This window comes from Hallerella sp., from assembly GCF_022776125.1.
Lineage (GTDB): Bacteria > Fibrobacterota > Fibrobacteria > Fibrobacterales > Fibrobacteraceae > Hallerella > Hallerella succinigenes.
This window is the reverse complement of record NZ_JALFIA010000055.1, coordinates 106,403-127,520: the sequence shown is the minus strand read 5'-3', so window position 1 is coordinate 127,520 and position 21,118 is coordinate 106,403. Positions and strand designations below refer to the sequence as shown.

The 21,118-nt window shown below is 50.5% G+C and carries 18 protein-coding genes; 9 read left to right on the top strand and 9 right to left on the bottom strand.

What is annotated here, in order from left to right; genetic code table 11:
- Positions 1 to 355 precede the first annotated feature (355 nt).
- Entirely contained in the window at positions 356 to 2,005 is a 1,650-nt protein-coding gene (locus MR847_RS07165) for a hypothetical protein (protein WP_287723357.1), read from the bottom strand.
- A gap of 431 nt (positions 2,006 to 2,436) precedes the next feature.
- Between MR847_RS07165 and MR847_RS07160 the strand changes: the two genes are divergently transcribed.
- On the top strand, positions 2,437 to 3,774 hold the full coding sequence (locus MR847_RS07160; RefSeq protein WP_287723356.1) for an ATP-binding protein: 1,338 nt from the start codon (positions 2,437 to 2,439) through the stop codon (positions 3,772 to 3,774).
- A gap of 378 nt (positions 3,775 to 4,152) precedes the next feature.
- Here MR847_RS07160 and ahcY read toward each other — a convergent pair whose 3' ends face one another.
- Positions 4,153 to 5,613 carry an adenosylhomocysteinase gene (gene ahcY / locus MR847_RS07155; protein WP_287723354.1) on the bottom strand — a complete coding sequence of 487 codons (1,461 nt, stop codon included), beginning with the start codon at positions 5,611 to 5,613 and terminating at the stop codon, positions 4,153 to 4,155.
- Between the two features lie 314 nt (positions 5,614 to 5,927).
- On the opposite strand from ahcY, the gene rpmH reads away from it, so the two are divergent.
- From rpmH to MR847_RS07130, 5 genes are all read left to right on the top strand, one after another.
- Positions 5,928 to 6,083 carry a 50S ribosomal protein L34 gene (gene rpmH / locus MR847_RS07150; protein ID WP_100425335.1) on the top strand — a complete coding sequence of 52 codons (156 nt, stop codon included), beginning with the start codon at positions 5,928 to 5,930 and terminating at the stop codon, positions 6,081 to 6,083.
- A gap of 8 nt (positions 6,084 to 6,091) precedes the next feature.
- On the top strand, positions 6,092 to 6,430 hold the full coding sequence (gene rnpA, locus MR847_RS07145; RefSeq protein WP_100425334.1) for a ribonuclease P protein component: 339 nt from the start codon (positions 6,092 to 6,094) through the stop codon (positions 6,428 to 6,430).
- Positions 6,427 to 6,672, top strand: a complete 246-nt coding sequence (yidD, locus tag MR847_RS11030; protein WP_198514874.1) for a membrane protein insertion efficiency factor YidD — start codon at positions 6,427 to 6,429, stop codon at positions 6,670 to 6,672. Before rnpA ends, yidD begins: the two co-directional genes overlap by 4 nt.
- Before the next feature lie 2 nt (positions 6,673 to 6,674).
- Positions 6,675 to 8,522, top strand: a complete 1,848-nt coding sequence (gene yidC / locus MR847_RS07135; protein WP_287723353.1) for a membrane protein insertase YidC — start codon at positions 6,675 to 6,677, stop codon at positions 8,520 to 8,522.
- An 84-nt stretch (positions 8,523 to 8,606) separates the two neighbouring features.
- Positions 8,607 to 8,954: a GNAT family N-acetyltransferase gene (locus MR847_RS07130; RefSeq protein ID WP_287723352.1), complete on the top strand. Its 348-nt coding sequence runs from the start codon at positions 8,607 to 8,609 to the stop codon at positions 8,952 to 8,954.
- 18 nt (positions 8,955 to 8,972) lie between these two features.
- Here the strand turns inward: MR847_RS07130 and MR847_RS07125 are convergent, their stop codons facing one another.
- From MR847_RS07125 to MR847_RS07110, 4 genes are read right to left on the bottom strand one after another with little or no spacing between them, the layout of a single operon-like run.
- Entirely contained in the window at positions 8,973 to 10,196 is a 1,224-nt protein-coding gene (locus MR847_RS07125; RefSeq protein WP_287723351.1) for an ABC transporter permease, read from the bottom strand.
- The gene (locus tag MR847_RS07120) at positions 10,184 to 11,326 is read right to left on the bottom strand and encodes an ABC transporter permease (protein ID WP_287723350.1); all 1,143 of its coding nucleotides are present in this window, start codon (positions 11,324 to 11,326) and stop codon (positions 10,184 to 10,186) included. The genes MR847_RS07125 and MR847_RS07120 overlap by 13 nt, the downstream gene beginning before the upstream one ends.
- 1 nt (position 11,327) lies before the next feature.
- Positions 11,328 to 12,317 carry an HlyD family secretion protein gene (locus MR847_RS07115; RefSeq protein ID WP_100425330.1) on the bottom strand — a complete coding sequence of 330 codons (990 nt, stop codon included), beginning with the start codon at positions 12,315 to 12,317 and terminating at the stop codon, positions 11,328 to 11,330.
- Positions 12,314 to 13,786 carry a TolC family protein gene (locus MR847_RS07110; protein ID WP_106519263.1) on the bottom strand — a complete coding sequence of 491 codons (1,473 nt, stop codon included), beginning with the start codon at positions 13,784 to 13,786 and terminating at the stop codon, positions 12,314 to 12,316. The genes MR847_RS07115 and MR847_RS07110 overlap by 4 nt, the downstream gene beginning before the upstream one ends.
- A 248-nt stretch (positions 13,787 to 14,034) precedes the next feature.
- On the opposite strand from MR847_RS07110, the gene MR847_RS07105 reads away from it, so the two are divergent.
- Complete coding sequence (locus tag MR847_RS07105; RefSeq protein WP_277001989.1) at positions 14,035 to 15,441, top strand: glycosyl hydrolase family 5; 1,407 nt, start codon at positions 14,035 to 14,037, stop codon at positions 15,439 to 15,441.
- 43 nt (positions 15,442 to 15,484) lie between these two features.
- Complete coding sequence (locus tag MR847_RS07100; protein ID WP_287723348.1) at positions 15,485 to 17,329, top strand: glycosyl hydrolase family 5; 1,845 nt, start codon at positions 15,485 to 15,487, stop codon at positions 17,327 to 17,329.
- A 100-nt stretch (positions 17,330 to 17,429) separates the two neighbouring features.
- Here MR847_RS07100 and MR847_RS07095 read toward each other — a convergent pair whose 3' ends face one another.
- Positions 17,430 to 18,380, bottom strand: coding sequence for a tetratricopeptide repeat protein (locus MR847_RS07095; protein WP_241899481.1), 951 nt, complete (start codon positions 18,378 to 18,380; stop codon positions 17,430 to 17,432).
- Positions 18,381 to 18,689: 309 nt separating this feature from the next.
- Here MR847_RS07095 and MR847_RS07090 point away from each other — a divergent pair, with 309 nt between their 5' ends.
- Positions 18,690 to 18,911 carry a hypothetical protein gene (locus MR847_RS07090; protein ID WP_277000223.1) on the top strand — a complete coding sequence of 74 codons (222 nt, stop codon included), beginning with the start codon at positions 18,690 to 18,692 and terminating at the stop codon, positions 18,909 to 18,911.
- Here the strand turns inward: MR847_RS07090 and MR847_RS07085 are convergent, their stop codons facing one another.
- Positions 18,912 to 20,717: an ABC transporter substrate-binding protein gene (locus MR847_RS07085; RefSeq protein WP_287723345.1), complete on the bottom strand. Its 1,806-nt coding sequence runs from the start codon at positions 20,715 to 20,717 to the stop codon at positions 18,912 to 18,914.
- Between the two features lie 3 nt (positions 20,718 to 20,720).
- A complete protein-coding gene (locus tag MR847_RS07080; RefSeq protein WP_100426778.1) occupies positions 20,721 to 21,044 on the bottom strand; it encodes a nucleotidyltransferase family protein in 324 nt (107 codons plus the stop codon).
- Between the last annotated feature and the right edge of the window lie 74 nt (positions 21,045 to 21,118).

Genomic DNA, 21,118 nt, shown 5'->3' with positions numbered 1-21,118 from the left:
TTAGCCGTTCGACGGGTCTTTTCGACCCCGGTTCCCGGGCGTTTCCGCCCGGTGTTTGCCCCGGAGGGCCGCCCGCTACGCGGGCTGGGCACACTTCACTTCGTTCTTGTCGCCCTTGGCGAGCTTGCCGTATACGTTGCTGTCGTGCACGCTGGCGCGGGGCCTCCACGATGGAGACGTCAACGATGGTGCCTTCCTGGGCCTTGTAGCCAGCCTTCTCCAGCATCTTGTAGAACGTCTTTATCAACGACGGATACGATGAGGCATTGGAATCGGCTTTTCTAGCTAACACCCCAATCAAAAAACGTCCGAGCCAAACAGGCCCGGACGCATTCATTTTCACATTTGACGATCGTTAAAGAATCGTTCCGGTATCGTTGCAAGTACCATACTTTCCAATTCTATAAATCTGGATAGAATTGGAATACGAATTGAAGTAATAGCGGCATTCACTTGCCGAATAATAGGTTCTGTCACATTCCACCTTTGTTTCGTCATTTGTATACTTGATGTGCAAAGCTGTGGCATTCTTAAGCGCACTGGACCTAGAGAAGCTCGTCGTCGCATATTTAGAACGCGTTAAACTGGAGAACGGGATATCGATCGTCTTGGGCGACGAACTGTAAGTGACCGGATAGTAATAAGAGAAGTCTCCATCGCCCACAGCCGGAATCGCGACTTCAAAAGATTTAGTCGATTCATACGTCAGGCAAATGCCCGTCCAATCCGAAAGATCCACGCTTTCATTTTCACCATCGGTAGACCAATTAAATCCAAAGCCCGCATACGGATACGGATCCGGAGCGTTGTAATAATACGAGCCATCATAAGCGACATACCAGTTAATATATTCCAGCGTAATCGAAAGGTCGAGCGCCGTAGATCCAAAAATTCCTACCGCAGTCGAAATTCCGCCATCTGCCGCATCCAAATATTTGAACCACCAGCCCGAACTATCGCCAGTTGCAGAGTTGCTGTCCAAGAAGTTGTATTCATCAACCGTATTAAAGAACGTTCTCGCGCGAGACTGATAAGACGGTTCCCAAATGATACCATCCTTAAAAGTCACCACCTTTTCCTTTGTCGCAGAAGAGGAAGAAACTACAGCCACCGAACTCGACGAAACCTCACTCGAATTTTTAGAAGAAGACGAGACCGCCGATGAGCTGCTCGAAACATCTAATGTGCCATATTTTTTCCAGACATATTCTGCGTCGTCATAATTGTAAGGATCCGTAATATCCAAGACGCAGGCATAAACGGCATTGTCCTTTTCCGAGTAATAGGTCGCATCATCGTCACCAAGAATCAGTTCCGCAGTACACGTCGGAGCATTCTTGATGTCAGCAATCGTGGGGAGCCAAAGCACAAAGGACATGCCCGAGCTTACATAACTTGCGCAGATATAATCCTTCTCTTTAGACTTCACAAAAACCTTGTTGCCAAGCACATTGTCAACGCACTCGATTTCCATCAATGCGTCCAAATCATCGACTTCGGTCAAAGTCGTTTCTTCTGCAGAAGAACTACTTTTTCCTAAAAGACCGCCGATAGAACTGCTAGACGATTTCGCCACTTCATTTGCCGCCTCGCAAGCAGAGTTCTGCGCTTCATAAATATCTTCAAGCGAACCAGAAAGGCCCACCTTCTGAACCACCGTGCACAGGCCATTTTCAAAAGTCGCCGTAAAGCCTTCCACGGAACCGTTCGCTTCACAAACAGCCTTAGCAGTTGTCTCGTCACCCATGGCGGAATAATCCGAAACGGTCGTTTTAGACGCCATATCGCCTTCCGTGTCAAACACGTAGACGGTAGTGACCGATGCTCCATCGACAGATGTTTTTACGGTAACCGAATTTGTCGTCTTGGTTACAGAACACACATCATTTTGAGCAGCGCTAGGACCGCTGCCGGAATCCCCTCCGCAGCCGAATACGGCAAGCCCCGCCGCACAAGCAAGAGAAACTAAAGGGAAGGCAATTCGAGTGTCACGCATCATCGGCATTTTTATTTTCCTCATCGCTGATTTTTGTGGATAAGTACGTTTCCTCAATGAATGTAAATTTAATAATACCCCCCATTTTGGGTAAATTTAAGTTTACAAATGAAGAATTTGTGATGAAACGCATCGTCTTCGGCACAAAGAACAACCCGCGAACGGCACAACCTCGCGACTGCCAGGTACTGCATGCACATGGTCGACCTCGCATCGAGCTACCTCGTGTTCTGGGCGCTGGAAGGCAGCCGAATGCCCGGACCCATTCACGCCCTCGCCCGCGGCAAGTGGGTGGAATGTTTTTGAGGAGTGGGGGGGTAAAACGCCTGATAAAATGCCGCAAAAACACTCAGTAAATAGTTTTTTTGTAAAAATGTGCAATTTTCTTGAAAATTGGGCAGGAAAACGTGTATGTTTATAAAAAAATTGGGTAGGAAAACGTGTTTAAGAGAAAAATTGACCAAATTCTGGAAAACTGGCTGGACGAACCGAAGCACAAGCCCCTTGTGGTAAAAGGGGTTCGCCAGTGTGGCAAAACCAGCAGCATTAGGGCTTTTGCGGAAAGTCATTTCAAGCACGTGGTGTACCTGGATTTTCGGGAGCACCCGGATTACAAGAAATTCTTCGAACCCAATGTTTCCGTAGCGTCTATCATCATGCGCATTTCCGCAGCGCTCCCTGCGGCAGAAATCGTGCCCCATGAAACGTGCTTTATGTTTGACGAAATTCAGGATTGCCCGCTGGCCCGCAGTTCCCTCAAGTATTTTTTTCTGGACGGTCAATACGAGGTGATGTGTACAGGCTCGCTACTTGGAGTGCATGGCTACAAGACAAAAGACGAGAAGGGGGGTGAACAGGAGTCATCTATCCCGGTGGGTTTCGAACACATTGTCGAAATGTTCCCGATGGATTTTGAGGAATGGCTCTGGGCTAACGGAATCAAGCCGATGCATTTCGATTACCTCAAGGAATGTCTGCAAAGTGAAACGCCTGTTGATGTAGCGATTCACGATCGATTCAGGGAACTGCTCAACCAGTATGTGATTGTCGGCGGCATGCCGGAAGTGGTGACAACATTTTTAGAAAGCGGGCTAGTTGGCAAGGCACTAGCCATACAAAAGCGGATTGTTGACGAATACAAGGCCGACATGGTCAAGTATGCCGCGAAAGAGGACAAGGCGCGTATTCGCGAATGCTTTGAATCAATCCCCTCGCAACTTGCGCGTGAATACAAAAAATTTTCGTATAGCGTTGTAAAGAAGGGCGGTCGTGGGCGTGATTACGCCGGAAGCCTGCAATGGATCGAGGACGCGGGAATCATCCGGCGTTGCTATAATATTGAAAAGACAGAATTGCCTTTAGACGGCAGCAAGATTCCAAGCGAGTTCAAGGTTTATATGGCTGATATCGGGCTGCTGATTTCTATGCTCGAAGATGGAACGCAGTCGAGCATTCTGAGCGGCGACTTGCTTGGTTACAAGGGAGCCATTTTTGAAAACCTGGTTGCCGACATATTTGGCAAGATGGGACGCAAGCTTTATTACTATCATAAGGACAGCGGAGTTGAACTTGATTTTGTCATGCGCTACCGCGGCAAATGTACGCCGGTAGAATGCAAGGCTCGAAACGGGAATGCCAAATCCATGCGGACCGTGCTCAAGAACAAAGAAAAATACCATGTGGAACAAGCCCTGAAACTGGGCGACTACAATGTCGGTCGCAACGGTGAAACGCTCACGCTGCCCATGTACATGGGATTTTTGTTGACAGAGGTTTGAGAGGATTATTCGAATTAACAAATATGGCAAGAGGGTGAAATGAGTACAAAAGAATCAGTTGAATTAGAACAGTTATCATTAAAACAGGTACTCGTTGATAAAACATTGAAAATACCTGCTTATCAGAGAATTTATTGCTGGAAAGAAAAAACGGTAATTCAATGATTGAATGACTTGATAAACATTAATTTTTGAGAGGACAATTGAATTACTTCAGGGCGATAAAATGACATTTTGTCGATTCTTCGCCCTAAAAAAACTCCCCGCGCATTTTAATTGCACGGGGAAATTTTTTAAAGGTGATTCCGGCACTGGGGCCGGGATGACAATCGCGCGGTTGGCAGTTATTCCTAACCACTAACCACCAACCACTAATCACTAATATCTGTAGTGATCTGCCTTGTACGGACCTTCCACAGGCACGCCGATGTAGTCGGCTTGCGCCTGGGTCAGCTTCGTCAGGTGAACACCGAGTTTTTCGAGGTGCAGGCGTGCGACCTTCTCGTCGAGGATCTTCGGGAGCGTGTACACGACACCGGTTTCATACTTGAGACCGGAAACCGTCTGCTTGCCCGTTGCGGAAAGCCAGAGGTCCACCTGCGCAATCGTCTGGTTCGTGAAGCTTGCGCTCATCACAAAGCTCGGGTGACCGGTAGCGCAGCCGAGGTTCAGCAAGCGACCTTCCGCGAGAACGAGAATGCTGTGGCCATCCGGGAAAATCCATTCATCATACTGCGGCTTGATTTCGTTGCGAACAATGCCTGGAACCTTCTTGAGGCCAGCCATGTCGATTTCGTTATCGAAATGGCCGATGTTACCGACGATGGCGCGGTGCTTCATCTTGCTCATCTGTGATGCGCTGATGATGCCGGTGTTACCGGTGGTGGTCACAAAGATGTCGGCCATGCTCACGACTTCGTCGAGGGTCTTCACTTCATAGCCTTCCATGGCAGCCTGGAGAGCGCAGATCGGGTCGATTTCGGTGATGATCACGCGGGCGCCCTGACCGCGGAGGGACTGCGCGCAGCCCTTACCCACATCGCCGTAACCGCAGACGACAGCTATCTTGCCAGCCATCATCACGTCCGTTGCACGGTTGATTCCATCGATCAAGGAATGACGGCAGCCGTAGAGGTTATCAAACTTGGACTTAGTGACGGAATCGTTCACGTTAATCGCCGGGAACTTGAGACGTTTGGCCTGAGCCATCTGATAAAGACGGTGAACACCGGTTGTCGTTTCTTCGGAAACGCCCTTCAAAGCTTCTCGCGCGCGGGTCCACTGCTTCGGATCCTTGTCGAACACCTTCTTGCAGGTAGCGAGGAAGGCTCCCCATTCTTCGGAATCCTTTTCCGGGTTGAATTCCGGCACTTTGCCTGCATCTTCAAATTCGGCGCCACAGGTCACGAGCATCGTAGCATCGCCTCCGTCGTCCACGATCAAGTCGGCGGTCTTGCCGTCCGGCCACACGAGAGCGCGAGCGGTATTTTCCCAATAGTCTTCAAGGGATTCACCTTTCCAAGCGAACACCGGAACACCCTGCGGATTTTCAACCGAGCCCTTCTTACCGACGACGACTGCAGCAGCAGCGTTATCCTGCGTACTGAAAATGTTGCAGCTCACCCAGCGAACATCTGCGCCAAGGTCAACGAGAGTTTCGATAAGGATAGCGGTCTGCACCGTCATGTGGAGGCTGCCCATGATGCGAGCTCCAGCGAGCGGTTTTTTCCCTTCATATTCCTTGCGGAGAGCCATGAGGCCCGGCATTTCGGTTTCGGCGAGATCGAGTTCCTTACGGCCTTCGATAGCCAGGTTGATATCCTTAATCTTGTATTCCATATTATCCTCTTGGATGATCTGAGTTTTATTTTTATGCGTAAATATAAAAAAACGCATAAGATTTTTTCAATGATTTTGTCCCAGAACCTTTTTTAATCAAAAACGGCCCTGTGGTCGAGAATCCGCCACTTTCCATACTTTTGCTAGCCTTTTGTAACAAATCCACATTTTTAACAATTTATCCACAAGGAATCCACCCCGTTGTGTAGAAGAGAGCCGCTCCTTTCCCTTGTGAAATTTCGAAATATTGTTATTTTTGGGACTCCAAAAAGTTTTTTCAATGGTAACCTATTGTTACCTAAAGGTTTAGAACTATGAAAAGAACATTCCAGCCGCACAACCGCAAGCGTCACAATACTCATGGCTTCCGCGCTCGTATGGAAGATCGTTGGGGCCGCGCAGTTCTCAGCCGTCGCCGCGCTAAGGGCCGTAAGCGTCTCACGGTCAGTGATACCATCTATAAGAAGTAAGGCTAGGTATTCCCAGTCTCCGCTCTTTTAGACTCGAATCCGAGTCCGATTATCGACAAATCGCCCACCACGGAAAACGAGTTCATTCACCATCCTTGATGATGCAATGGATCGAAAGCCCGGATGGGGTTTGTCGTTTTTGTTTTTTAGCACGCAAAAAAAATGGCAGTGCCGTATACAGGAACCGTTGTCGTCGTATTTTACGCCCGATCTTCTTCGAGAAGGCTCCAAACGTTCTTGCTCCCGTTTGGGCTATGATTATCGTCAAAGACAAAGAAGGGGAAATGACTTCCAAGCGTATGCACCGCAGTGCCGAGAAGCTATTTGAAAAAATGGGCTGGCTATGAGCATCCAGCACGTCCTGGAAGAGGCCCTGATCTTCCCCATTCGTATTTACCGAAAAGTTCATCCGTTTTTTTTCCACGGTGTCTGCAGATTCACGCCGACGTGTTCTGAGTATGCAATCGAAGCGATCCGCGTACACGGAATCTTCAAAGGTTTCTATCTTGCAGTTTTTCGAGTGTTACGTTGCAACCCCTTCTGCCGGGGAGGTTACGACCCGGTACCGCCTAAGAAAGAAAAACTATGAAAATGAAACCCTCCACTCTCATCGGTCTCATCCTCCTCGTCGGTCTTTTCGTCTGGTCGATGACAATGTCCACCAGTCGCGCCGAAGAACAGGCTGCGGCCCAAAGAGCCAAGGCAGAAGTCGCCCAAACGGCAAAGGCTCGCTCCGGCTCTCTCCAGGTTCCTGAACTTACCTCTTTCGATTCGACAAAGCTCGTCCCGGCAACACTCGCACCGGCCGCGAGCAAGCCAGCTGAAGTCGCGGTCACCGATTCCGCCAAGGATTCGACCAAGGTCGCCGAAGCTCTGAAGCCGATCGAACGCAAAAAGGTGACCGTCGAAACCGATCACTTCACCGCCACTTTCGATAACCTCGGCGCAAAGATTTCGAGCATCATCGTAAAGGCTCTCCCGGATTCGACCGGCGCCTATCCGGAAATTATCGCCGACACAGCGAAAGGCGCTCTCGGTCTCAAGATCGACGGCGTGGACCTTTCGAACCAGCTTTTTGCCCTGCCGGAAAATACTCCGGAAAAGATTCTCGTCGATAGCGACCAGTCTTTGACCTTTACCTTTAGCGATCCAAACGGCAACAAGGTCATTCGTATTTACAGCTTCACCCAAAAAGGCGTTTCGATTCAGCAGTCGGTGAAGTTCGAAGGATTCCGCCCGAACGATTATGAAATCATCTGGGACGGCGGTATGAAAGAAACCGAAGAGTTCCCGAAGGGCAAAAGCTTTGGCGGTGGCGCATACTTCTTCAGCGAAGTGATCTTCAACGACATGGTGAACGTGGAACGCGAAACGGTCCGCGAAAAAGAAAAGTTCAACGAAAAAGATGGCAAGATTCTTTGGGCAGGTATGCGCCGTAAGTACGTCGCCGCCGTGATCAAGTATCCGGAAGCTTCCGAAGCCACTTTGACGGCTGAACATTTCGATACGAACAAAGAAAACTCGAAGGATCCGGGAACTTATCGTATCAAGCTTTCCGATTACATGAACGACAACGAAACGATCGACTTCGACTTTATGATTCTTCCGCTGAGCTGGAGCGAAATCAAGAGCTTCGATCTCGGATTTGAAAAGATAATCGTGAGCGGCTGGACCTGGTGCGGTGCAGACGTCTGGTTCGTCGCCATCTGCGGCTTCCTGCTCTGGCTTCTCAAGTTCTTCTACTCGATCATTCCGAATTACGGCGTGGGCATCATCCTTTTGACGATCGTCGTGCGTTCCATTACGACGCCGCTCACCTTGAAGCAGCTCCGTTCGACCCGTAGCATGAGCAAGCTCAAACCGCAGATCGATGAAATCAATGTGAAGTACCGCAGCGATCCGCAAAAGAAGCAGGCTGCGATCATGGAACTCTATGCGAAGAACGGCGTGAACCCGATGGCATCCTGCACGGGCGGCTGCCTCCCGATGCTCATTCAGATGCCGGTATTCTTCGGTCTCTTCATGGTCTTCGGTCGTGCGATTGAACTCCGCGGTCAGCCGTTCATGGGCTGGATTACCGACCTTTCCCGTTCCGACGTAATCTGGAACGGCATTACGATTCCGTTCGTGATGCCGGATGGTATCGCAATCCTTCCGATTATCATGGTGTTTACGACTTACTTCCAGACGAAGCAGTCCATGGCTTCGATGACGGACCCGGCCCAGCAGAAGATGATGGTCTGGATGATGCCGATTATGATGTTCCTCTTCAGCGCCGTGATGCCGTCGGGCCTTGTGCTCTACTGGATCGTCTCAAACCTCTGGGGCATTGGACAGTACGCTCTCGTGAACCGTTCCCGCCGTCTTGAAGAAGAACAGGGATCGACAAAGCTCAAGGGCAAAAAGGTCCAAGACGCCGTCATTGTGAAGAAAAAGTAATTCACACGGTCTTTTGGAAATCGGACTGGCAATTCGCCAGTCCTTTTTTTATTTATAAAAGGAACATCCACCGGTGAGGATCCGATGAATTTGAACTGGAAAGAATCCGAAAATCAAATCTGGGCGGAAGACGAAAGAGGTAAGACTCTTGCTGTCATCGATTTTCCAAGTATCGGGAAGAACCTCGTTGAAATTATACATACCGAAGTCGATCCTTCCCTGCGCGGTCAGGGCATTGCCGAAAAGCTCACCGTTTCTGCGGCCAAGAAGATCCAAAACAGCGGACGCAAGGCGGTCCTCACCTGCTCTTATGCAATCCGCTGGTTCAGCCGTCACAAAGACTTCGAGTCGATCCTCGCCGATCCGCAGAAGGAAGCAGAAAAAGCGGCGAGCCTTTGCGGGCCCGCCTGCGGAATGAAACATCCGAAATAATCGAATCTTGAAGCTGCCTTAAAGTTCCTTGCAGCGCCACCGTGCACGGAAACGCTTCGCCCTGTGGAAAATCGGAGCGAGGAGATCATCCCGTTTGGCGTGTATCAGCGCAAGGGACAAATAGAACACGGAAAGCTGAAAAAGCTTGATCAGGTTCGGGGCGACTTCGTGGAAGTTCGCACCCAGATTCTGAATACTGAGCCACGTCGGAATCGCATACGTCGAAGGAATGAACGACGCAATCATCTGAATCCAGCGCGGCATATTCCCCGAAGGCCAGCTAAAGCCCGAAGCGAACACGACAAAAATCGGAACGCTTGCGAATACGAACAACGCCGTTTCACGGTGCTTAAAGAACTGCGCCATCCACATACCCATATTCACCGTCGCTCCAAAGAAGAAAAGGCCGAACAAAAGCACAAGTCCGTCATCGCCACGGTCCGGGAATTCGAAGACGTGATAAATCACATACTTAAAGAAGAAAAGAGCAAGCATGTAGTGCAGAATGTACGCAAGCGAACGCCCAAAGTAGCGGATCAAAAGCGGAGCGCTCTCCGTTTCTTCGGCGCCCTTCAAAACTTTGAAGTGACGGTTTTTGCGCGGGCCGCCCATCACACCGACACCTACGAGTAATGTCTGCTGTAAAATAATCATCAGCACGGCACTCACCGCATAAATCCCGTAGCCGCCCGAAGCGTTAAACATTCTAAAGAAACGCGTCGACACCGGATCGCGGATCGCCATCGCTTCGTTCAGGGAATGTCCCTGCATCACAATGCGCTTCACCTGTGTCGTCGCCCCGACCGTCATGGCGGCAGTCGTAAAAGCAGTCGCCACGTTTCCGTACAAAAGAATGAATCCCCCGTGGCAGTAAACGCCCACAGACACATTCTGACCGTTCCGCAGATCCCTTTCAAGACCTTTTGGAATCTTCATGTAGCCGTAAATCTTTTCGTCGGCAAGAGCCTTTTGCGCTTCGATTTCGTTTTCATAAATGGCGACAATCGTATCTTCTTGCATCGCGGAAGCCGCACGAATGATTTGCCGAGACATCACGGAATGATCCAAATCCACAATCGCCGCCGGAGCCTTGTCCGCAATCTGGTTCTTGTACGGATACGGATAATAGAACGAATAGAAGATCACGCCGAAGACGACAACGAGCATCACAGCAGGATCCTTTAAGAGAGCCTTCCATTCGGTGAGCGCCACTTTAAAAAGAAGGTTGATCATGCGGAACATAATTCAGCCTCCTCTTTACGCAAGGCCCTCGGCAAACGAATTCCCAGCGTAAGCATCGCCACAAGCGACCAAAATACAAAAAACACCGCGAGAACTTCGAACGACCAGAACGCGCGTTCTATTCCCAAGTGCCCAAAGAAGAATGCCGACTGGAGCTTCATCATCTGCGTAATCGGCAGGATAAACGTCCAGCAACGAATCACAAATGGCATTGCAAATACCGGGAACGTTTGACCGCAAAACGCAAAAGCAGGCCCGCCAACAACCGCCGCCGCACTCAACGCAACGCGCATTTCGCCGACAATTCCCACAAAGGAAGCTCCAAGAGCCATGCACGTCGCCACCATCAAATAGCCACCGCCAAAAAGCACCACACGGTCTATCGGTTCTAGCGCAGGCATTCCCATGCGCACAAGCAAAAGAACGCTCATCATTTCCGTTCCAAGCACAAATACGGCGGGCAAGAGCCTTCCCAAATAGGCGGCAACCATCGAATTTCCCGCTGCCGAAAGCCAGGTTCCCACTTCCCTTTCGCGAATCGGAAACGCAAAGAAGTAAGCGCCAAAGAGCATCGCAATCACATGAAAAAGAGCGATTACAAGACCGATGCCCAAAAAGTGTTCATAGTTTCCCGTCGGATTTCCCACAATGTGAACTTCTACGCCGATCGGGTTCTGAATCGTATTTTGAACAAGGACCGCACCCTGCGTCGCCACGGCCATACGGATGTCGTTCGTTATCACCTTGCTCGTGAGCAAGGACTGTCCATTCGTATAAACGGTAACCGCGGGCGTCTCGTAACGGATCGCCTTTTCTTCCAAGTCATGCGGCACATAGACGAACGCAAGAATTTCCCCACTGCGCATTGCCGAGGAACATTCCGAAATGTCCTTGCAGCGCACGGTAATCGTTGCAGCCTTAGTGGTTTCAATCGCGCGTAAAATTCTTCCCTGAAGTTCTCCCCCGCCTTCCGCGACAATGCCCACCGGGAGGTTGTACGGAGCCTCTGCCGAAAACATGGAAACCATCATCGTGCAGAGCGCAATCGGGAATACAAACAGCAAAAGGACCGTCGGAAGGTCCTTCCGTGCGTACGCATTCCAAGCAACTGCCCAAATATTGCGGAGCAACTTACTTCTCCAGATTGCGTTTCCAAAGAACAGTCATACCCGGGCGAAGTCCTTCCACCGGAGTCTGCGGACGCAAGCGCACTTCGAAGGTTTTCAGGTCAAAGCCTCCGCTTTCCTTGCTGCTCTTCCAAACCGCATAGTTGCCAGCGCTTGCAATGTAATAGACTTCCATCGGAACCACCTTGTCGAGAGCCGGAACCTGGAGTTCAAAAGCCTTGCCTTTTTGAATGTCCTTCAGTTCGTCTTCACGCACATTGAAGACCGCCCAAGCGTCCTTCAAATCGGTAATCGCCACAACCGGCATACCTGCACCCACGACTTCCCCTTCTTCTGAAATCTTAAGGGTAACTTCACCCGTAATCGGAGCGATGATGCGGGTTTCATCGAGGTAAGCCTTGACTTCTGCCTTCGCACCGTCCGCCTGCAAAACGAGAGCGTTTGCAGCGGCCTTATCTTCTTCACGGGCTCCGTTCACCGCCTGCGTGTACTGAGCCTTGGCCGCTTCCACCTGAGCGTTAGCGGCGTTCATCTGGGTTTCCGCTTCGTCGCGTTTCTGCACCGGAATCACGCCTTCATCATAGAGCTTTTGCACACGTTCGTAAGTCGTCTTTGCGAGACTAGCGGCTTGTTCAGCACGGGTAAGCACTGCCTTCGCGGCATCGATCTGCTCCGAGCGGGCACCGTTTTTAGCCTTCTTCGCCTGGGCCTTTGCCGCCTTGTAAGCGCCTTCCGCCTGAATCTTCTTCGCTTCGACTTCCGGGCTTGAAATTTCGGCGATGATATCGCCCTTCTTCACGGCGTCTCCTTCATGCACCGCAATCGAACTGATGCGGCCCGGGAGCTTTCCTGCCACCATCACACGGCGGGCTTCGATCTGACCTTGCAGATATTCCTGCTGCGGAGTCAATGCAAAATTTCGAATCGTGAGGAATGCAGCCACAAGCAGCATGACAATCATCACCAAAGTCAAAACAGCGGGAATCTTTTTCATTTTCCACTCTCCAGATAATCTTGAATCTTTTCTACTTGACCGCTGGTTTCCAACAGTCCAGCCAAAGCCATCGTCGCATCGTAATTCGCCTTGAGCATCGCAATGCGAAGGCGTTCCAAGGAAAGCTGGGCATCCACCACGTCCAAGCTTGTTCCCATGCCCGCATTAAAAACCTTCTGCTGATCTTCCAAGGATTCCTTGGCCAGCTCTTCCGTTTTCTTCAACGACTCAAGACGTCCCTTTGCATGTTGATATTCGCGGTAACGCTTTTCGACGAGCAACGAAATGTTTTGCACCGCCTGATTCTGCAAGCTCAAGACTTCGCGCTGAGTCGCCTTCGCTTCGGCGACTTTACCTGCGGTTTCTCCCCCATGGAAAATGTTCCATTCGGCGACAACGCCCACGGCCCATTCCGGTTCAAGAATCGTCAGATCCTTTGTGTAAAGCTCCTTTTTGCCGAAGAGCGCTATCGTCGGGAAGTAGTCGCCACGGGCTGCGGTCACGGCTCGTTCGCTGCGCTTTTTCGCCTGTTCAAGCTGTTTCATGCCGGGGTAATTTTCAATCGCGCGCTTCTTGTATTCTTCAAGGCTTTCCGAAAGTTCCTTCGGCACGATCGAAGTGGTCGTTGTGAGAGCGGTATCACTTTCACCGAGCGTATTCGCCAAGGCGAGACGGGCAAGCGAAAGGTCGCGTTCCGCATTGTCCTTTTCCGTTTCCGCTTCGACAAAAGCGACTTCAGCGCGCAAACGCTCGGCTCGAGAAATCTGACCGCCTTCTTCAAGCTTCTTCGCCTGATCGACGTGCGCCTGAATCGTATTGTAGGCTTCCGTGCGAAGCGAAACCATTTCTTCGGCGAGGCGCACGGTAAAGTACCGCGTGCAGACTTCCATCATCACGGTGTTTTCGACGAGATTGTATGCCGCCTTTTCCGCTTCTACGTTTTCCGTCGAAGCCTTGTAGGCGGAATAAATCTTTCCACCGGTGAAGATCGGCCATACAAGAGTCGCCGTCGCATTGAAGAAGAGGTCGTCCTGAACTTTTAACTTGAACTTGTCTTCGGGCATCTGCGCCGCCAAAGTCTGCTGTCCCTGAGTAGCTGCAGTTCCAGCAGCCTTCTGCGCCATCGCCTTCCCCTCGTCTCCATAAGCGGCATATTGCTGACTGGCGAGCGCGTAAACGCTCGTGTAAGTCGAAGCGTAATTCGACCCGAGAATCGCCGTGCGCATATCGCGAAGGTCGATCGTGATATCGTCATCGATCTTTGTCACCTTACCGGTAATCGAAAGCTTTGGCATAAAAAGAGAACGTGCAGAAGTCTTTTGCGCTTCTGCCTTGTCGAGGTGCGTTTTACTCGCCACCAACTGGGGATTCTTCTGCTTCGCTTTCTGCATCGCATCTTGTAAAGAAAGAGGCTCGGACAGCGCAAGGCTATATCCCATCAAAACCAGAGTTAATAAATGCTTGTTCATTTTCTATAAAGATACTAACTATTTACAAATTAAGCGTCACCGAATGATATTCCACACCCTTTTTGTTTCCAACTTTTTTCCCGCTCAAAATTTTGTTTTCTTTTTCTTACATAAAATACAAAAAAGATTCCTTGGGAACGATTAAAGAACACTTAATCACAGTGAAGAGAATTTTACAAGAAAAATAAGACGGCCGAAATTATTTTAAATCCGTCAAATTTGATCAAGTCCGACGGGACGAGGTTTCTATGAAATTTCCTTTTGCAAAAGCCGCTCTGCTTGTATGTGCAGCTGTCTTTACATGGAACTGTTCGAGTGATTCTTCGAGCGGTTTAGACCCCGCAGACGCTTCGTCTTCGAGCGCAGCGATTACCGCAGATCCGAGCGCCACTTTGGTCGCCACCGTGACAGTTGGCGAAATTTATTCCGATATGACCGTCCGCGATGCAAGCGGCAACGTCATCGGTACATTTGATTCGGCCACTGGTACAATTACCTTGATCGACGGAAGCGTTGTCGATACGAACGGCACGGTGATTTCCGGCCCGACATCTTCTGCCGCGACAGGCGACATCACGTCTTCAGCAACAATGGGCGACGTAACGTCTTCGGCCAGCGGAGACATCGCTAGTTCGAGCAGCGAAGCTGTAGAAACCGTTTCTTCGAGCAGCGCAGCCGGTTTTAGCGGTAGCGGTGTCATGGACCCGAGCGGTTACGAAGTTCCTGTTTTGAACTCCCTTTTGAACAATGGTGCCACCGGTTGGAGCTCCCGCTACTGGGATGCTTGCAAACCGCACTGCTCTTGGCCGGGTAACGTGGACACCACGAGCGAAGCGACCTACCAGGCAAGCTACACCACGGCCCGCAACTGCAACATTCACGACGTTGAAATTCCGACTTACACGTTGAGCTATAACGTTCAGCAGTATTGGATGGGCTATCAGGGCACAACCAGCGCCTGCTCGAGCGATCGTGGCGGTGGAAGTAGCGGTGCATTCGCCTGCACGGATATGGCTCCTGTCGCCGTGAACGATACGCTTTCTTATGGCTTTGTCGCCGCACCGGGTAACGGAAATGCGGGCTGCGGTAAGTGCTACCACATTCAATTCAATGGTGGAAACCATGCAAACGATGTCAAGGCAACGCACAAGGCTCTTGCCGGCAAGCACATGATCGTGATGGCTTCGAACATCGGTTATGACGTGGAAGAAGGCCAGTTCGACATGATGGTCCCGGGTGGTGGCGTCGGTCTTTATGACGCTCTTTCTACCATGGTGAGCGGTTCCAACGTACAATGGGGCGCCCAGTACGGTGGCTTCCTGACTTACTGCCAGCAGTCTCTCGGTTACGATAATACGGTCGCCAAGTATCAGGAATGCGTGAAGGATATGTGCGCAGCGGCATTTACCGGCTACGACAACCTTCTCAAGGGCTGTAATTGGTTTGCCGACTGGTACATGGCCGCCGACAACCCGACTTACAACTGGGAAGAAATCGAATGCCCGCAATACCTGATCGACAAGTATAAAACAACCATCAACACCACCAAGGATACTCGCATTGCTTGGAAGGACGACTGGTCTACCTATACGGGCGGCGCCTTGGACACCCTCGAATGTCTTTCCGACAGTTATCCGCAGGGTTGCAATAAGTAATAGAACTTAACGGTGTGTGTGTTTGGATCCAAGCAGAGGAATCATGATGAAAAAACGTTACTTATCTATTATCACCCTCTCCGCAGCTCTCTTTACATGGAACTGCGGAGAAAGTTCGTCCAACGGATCTTCCGATAACGACACACCGAGAGTTTCGGAACTGCCGTATTACGTCGGCGGTTACACCATTGACCCGGCGACAGGCATCGTTTACAACCTTGCCACGGGCGAAACTGCCGGTCAGTTGAACGCAGACGGAACCATTACCGATGCTGCCGGCAACACTTTCCTTGCTGCAGATACGACTCTGCTTCCGAACATCACCTCAATCGGCTACCTCATCGACAATAATGGCAACGTCACCGACTTGAGCGGAAGCATCATCGGCATTCTCAATGAAGACGGCAAGAGCATCACCCTCACCGACGGTTCCGTTCAAGATCTTTCCGGTAACGTGATTTCCGAAGCGACCGAAACTTCGAGTGCAACTGTCGCTAGCAGTTCTTCGATTTCTGTAGATGCAAGTGCGACTCTCGTCGCAAGTGTTGTGGTCGGCGATATCTATTCCGACATGACCGTCCGGGATGCAAATGGCAACATTATCGGAACTTTTGACTCCGATTCGGGCAACATTACTCTTACAGACGGAACTGTTGTGGATACCAACGGCACAATCATTTCCGAAAAGTCTTCCACTTCTACCGGAAAGTCTTCCACTTCTGTCGTTACCAACTCCTCCGCATCCGTTATCCTTTCTTCTGCAAGTCAGCAGCAAAGCGGGAGCGTTACCGTAACCGGAAACCTGACCCAGACCGTTGCCAAGAACGCTTCGATTTCGACCATCGTCTTTAGCGGCGTTACAGCAGAACCGTCCCGCAACTGGACGCTCTATTGGCTCACGACAAAATTTGACGAAAACGCGAAGACCTATACCGTAACGGGTACAGTTCCTGATTACTTTGCCGATGGAACTTCTACAGAAACCTTCACATTCAGCGATGGAGCTTTCTCCCTAACGATAAATGTCGGCAACGCCACGTTTGTCAGCTCTTCGAGCGTTCAGCAGATTGTTAGCTCAAGCTCCGCTAGATCGTCTTCTTCGAGCGTGCGTTCTTCGAGTTCTGTCGCTTCTTCGAGTTCTGTCAGCATCTCTACCGGCTGCCCGACTATCGTCAAAAAGAGCGGCTCTAGCGGCTCCGGCTGGGCAACCCGCTATTGGGACGGCTGTAAGCCAAGCTGTTCTTGGTCCGCAAATGCGGGCAACGGAAACGAAGCAAAGCAGTGCAACGCCAACGGAAAAACCGAACTCAGCGACTTCAACGCCAAGAGCGTCTGTGATGGCGGTTCCGCTGCTACTTGCACAAGCCAAATTCCATTTACGATTAGCGGTTGCGACAACATCGGCTTCGCCTTTGCGGCTGTCCCCGCGTCCAATGGTGGCCAATGCGGAAAGTGCTTCCAACTGACCTTCACGGGTACGGGCAAATACGAAACCAAGGCCAACCACAAGGCTCTCGTCGGCAAAAAGCTGATTGTCATGGTGACAAATATCGGTTCAGATGTGAACCAAGGCCAGTTCGACATCATGATCCCAGGCGGCGGCGTCGGTATCTTCAACGGAACCGCCGGCTACGGCTGGGGTAGCCAGGGCGCCCAATACGGCGGTCTCCTTAGCGAATGCGAAAAAGAAGTGGGATACTCCGATGGTGTCAATTACCTCACCGATCGTAAGGCTTGTTTGGTGAAAAAGTGCAACGCCAGCTTCAGCAGCGACGCTCAGGCCAAGGAAGGTTGCCTCTTCCTCGCGAACTTCATGGAAGCCGCAGGCAACCCGAACCATACTTACACCGAAGTCGAATGCCCGAATGTACTCAAGGCGAAGTATTAATCCGAGTCTTCATGAACTCTGAAAAATCCCGCTCGGTGCGAGCGGGATTTTTTATTTGCAAATAGGAAATTTCTAAAGAGGCATTTTCAAAACAGAAATCTTATAAAAGATCTTTTTTCTCTAAATCCTTCACAAGCGATCCGGGCATCCACTTTTCGATCTTTTCATAATCCGGATCTAAAAGCTTATCCGCATAGAATTTGGACTTTTCCTTGTCGCCCGCATCCAAATAGATCCGCGAGAGGTTACCGATCGCGCAAAAATAGCGGACCGACTTTCCCGTGCGCTTCAAATACTCCGCAGCGCTTTTCTCGTAGATCTTCGCCGCTTCCGCGTACTTTTTCTGCTTGTACAGCATATCGGCCTTCATCTGCCAAAAAACAGGGTTTGCAGGCGCCTTCGAAATGGCCCGTTCCACCACTTTCAACGCCTTGCCGTATTCCTGCTTGTCGTAATACATCCAGGCGAGCGGCGTCGCGAACAGCGCCCAGAACAGCTCGGAATTCGCCGAACGCTCTTCCAAGATTTTCAAGTAAGCATCCCGATCGTCTGAAACGAACGGCAAAAAACTCAGGCCATCGTCTACATAGTAAGCGTAGATTGAATAAAAGGCTTTCGCATCCTTGTCCTCGGAATCTTCAAACTTCTTTGCCGCACTCCGCGTACCGAGAGCGCCTTTCAAAGAGCTTCCGAGCGCTGACTGCGCATAGCCTAGTTCAAAGGCGCGCAGCACATCCCAGGCGCCCTCTGCCGTGCACTCCGAAAGTTCTTTCGCCGCCTTTTCCAAGGCAAGCGTATCCCCGACGTCATCGAATTCACTTAGGCGCACCACATTCCGCAGCACACAGGCCGCGCCGGGATTCTTTGCCCGAATCTTTTCCGAAACCTGGTAAGAAGTTTTATAATCCGCATTCAGAGCGAGCTTCACGGAACGCTTGGCTTCGGACTGCAAATCACCGGGCAAAGCAAAGAGCGAAGAGCCCGCAAAAGCATGCGCCGCGCCGAAAAGCGTAGCGAAAGCGACAGTTTTTATTCCAACATGCAATAACATTTGATTTTAAATATACCAAAAAGCAGGAACGATTTCTAAAGGGCGAAAAAATTGTAAAGCATTCGGAATCAAAGACTTATCATTTTACGCTCTCCAAAAATTTTAGCGTGGAACCATCTGTCATGCGATTTTTGCCCCGTAACATTCAGTCCTATCCATCATTTTCTACATATAAATTAACAATCTGAAAGTTCAAAATAATAAATTTGTAATTTCACAGCTTTTTGCAATTTGTGTATATCCAAAATAGAGACGCTTGACAAATTCCGTCAAAGTCCCGAGCCCAAAGTCAAACAAAGAAGGCAACCTATGATGAAGATTCTTCACAAACCGGCCTCGCTTTCCCTGACCCTTTTAAGCTCCGGTTTTCAAACTTTCAAAAGACGCATCTCTCAAGAATTGATGCTCCGCAAGGGCGTCAATCTAGAAGATTGCACAGACGACGAAGACCTTTACGCATTCTATTTACGAGGCGAACCCGAGAACTACGTCATGGACGCTCTCTGCGGGTGCGCTGTCGACGAATACTGATTACTTGGACGGGCAAACCGTCTTGTTCACAAAGGCGCTCGAATCCACGCTCATAATCTGGACGTTTGCGTTTGCGCCCTTTTCAAAGCGGATATCGCCATATACGCCGCGGAACACCTTCTGCGAATAGATTTTCTTCACCAGATCCGTTTCACCGGAAGCGATGAGCGAGAAGACAATACTTGCTGCGCTGTAGCTCAAACCACTGACCTTGTCTGCCTTCGGTTCTTCATTCCACTTTGCCTTGTAAGCGCTCTTGAAGTCTTTATAAGTTTGGTTCGTATCGGCATTTCCAAAGGAAACACTAAAGTAAGAACCTTCGACGAGCTTCTTACCTTCATCGATCAAGTCCTGACCATACCAACCCGAAGTACCGAGCAGCGTACCGTCCAGCTTGTGATAAGCGACCTGGCGAGCGATCAAGCCTGCATCCGACGGGCTAGAGCTCGGAATAAAGATTCCCGGAACCTTAAAGACGGAATCCTTCATGAAGGAACGCTTTTCCTTCGCACCCATCGCATCCAAATTCTTCGCGCCGCGGGCAATATTCATCTTGTGCAAAATCTGATCAAAACGTTCCGCTCGGAGCTTGCGAAACTCCGTCGTATAATCCGGACGGCCTTCTTCAAATTCCTGCGTGGCAAGAATCACGCCACCACGGCTTTCCACAGCGCGGCTAAAGCTCTGCGTCATCGCCGTTCCAAAATCCCCGATCGGAGAAAGCACGGCGAATTCACGAATGCCGAGGCAGTCCACTGCATAGTTCGCAATGCCCGTCGCGAGGTTGTCCATGCTGACGTTCACCTGGAAAATATTCCAGCCCATGCGGGAAATGCCAGCATCCGTCGCTGTCGGGGTGAGCATCGGGATATTCGAATGTGTCGAAGAGAGCCAAGCGGCGACCGTTGCAGCCGGAGCGCTCATGATCGGACCGACAATCGCAATGACGCTGTCCTGCGCCACGACCTGTCTTGTGCGGCGAAGAGCTTCCACGGCATCTGCACGGGTATCGGCAACTCGAAGGTTCACCTTACCGTTCAGGTTCGCCTTTTCCAAAGCGAGGCGGACACCCTTCACAGCGTCCAAGCCGAATTCTGCAAAGTCCCCGGAAACCGGAGCGAGCACAAGAACCGTCGGAATCGAAGACTTGCCTTCGAGAGCTTCCATCGCATCCTTTGCTAGTTCCACCCATTCTTCATTTTCATTTGCAACAAGGACCTTCTTATACCAGTAACGGGCAGCCTTGTAATTCTTCTTTTCGGCAAGTTCCCTGCCCAAGCGGAGCCAGGTCACGTTCGACACTTTCTTGCTGACCACAGCCTTGTCCGCAAATGCGGTCAGCTGGCTAATCGTCAAACGCTTGTCCTTTGAAATTGTCTGAGCGAGGAGGTTCTGTGCCATTTCCTTGATTTCGCCGTTCTTGCTGTAGACGAGCACGTTCAAAAGCGTTTCCACGCCCTTCACCATCTGGGAATCCGAGTGGAGCATGCGTTCTGCGGCAATCACTTCCATGCGAGAACGCTTCGGGTTGCCTGCATAGTATTCCAGATAGCGACTCGTCAAACGATCCAAGTTCGCAGTGTCGTTTGTCTTTACGTAGCAGTGGGCCAAAAGTTCTGCAGCCTTGGCGCCGTCTTCCTTGTGAATCTTCTTTTCGGCGAGCGGCTGGAGCAGCGGCATCGCCGTAGCGCAGTCGCCGTTCTGAATCGCGGTTTCAGCCTTGGAAAGTTCTGCAGAAGCTGCACTTGCAACGACGGCAGAAAACAAAACTGCCGAAATCATGGGGAAGATGACGTTTTTTACCATAATCTATCGAGTTTCAGAGACATTCGCTTCCTGGATAACGATATGCTCTTTCTTAATGTTCTTTTGCATGTTCTCCGTGAGCTTGGCCCAGTCCACGATGTCAACGCGGAACGGAAGTCCACTATCGGCAAACGCCTTCTCGACGCTGACCATTTCTTCAAAGGAGATCGGCTTAGGAGAAAGCACTACAATATCCAGAGCGGAATCCGGAGTCAGTTCGACTCCCGTCACGCGCGAACCATAGGCATCCACTTCCAAACCGGAGAAGTGGACTTTTAATATACGCTGAATCTTTTCCAGCTGATCTTTTTCCAAGCATAACTGCATTGTGCCCCAAATATAGAAAATCGAATCCGAATCACAAACAGTCGCTTTTAAGCGAATTCGAACCCGATGACCCT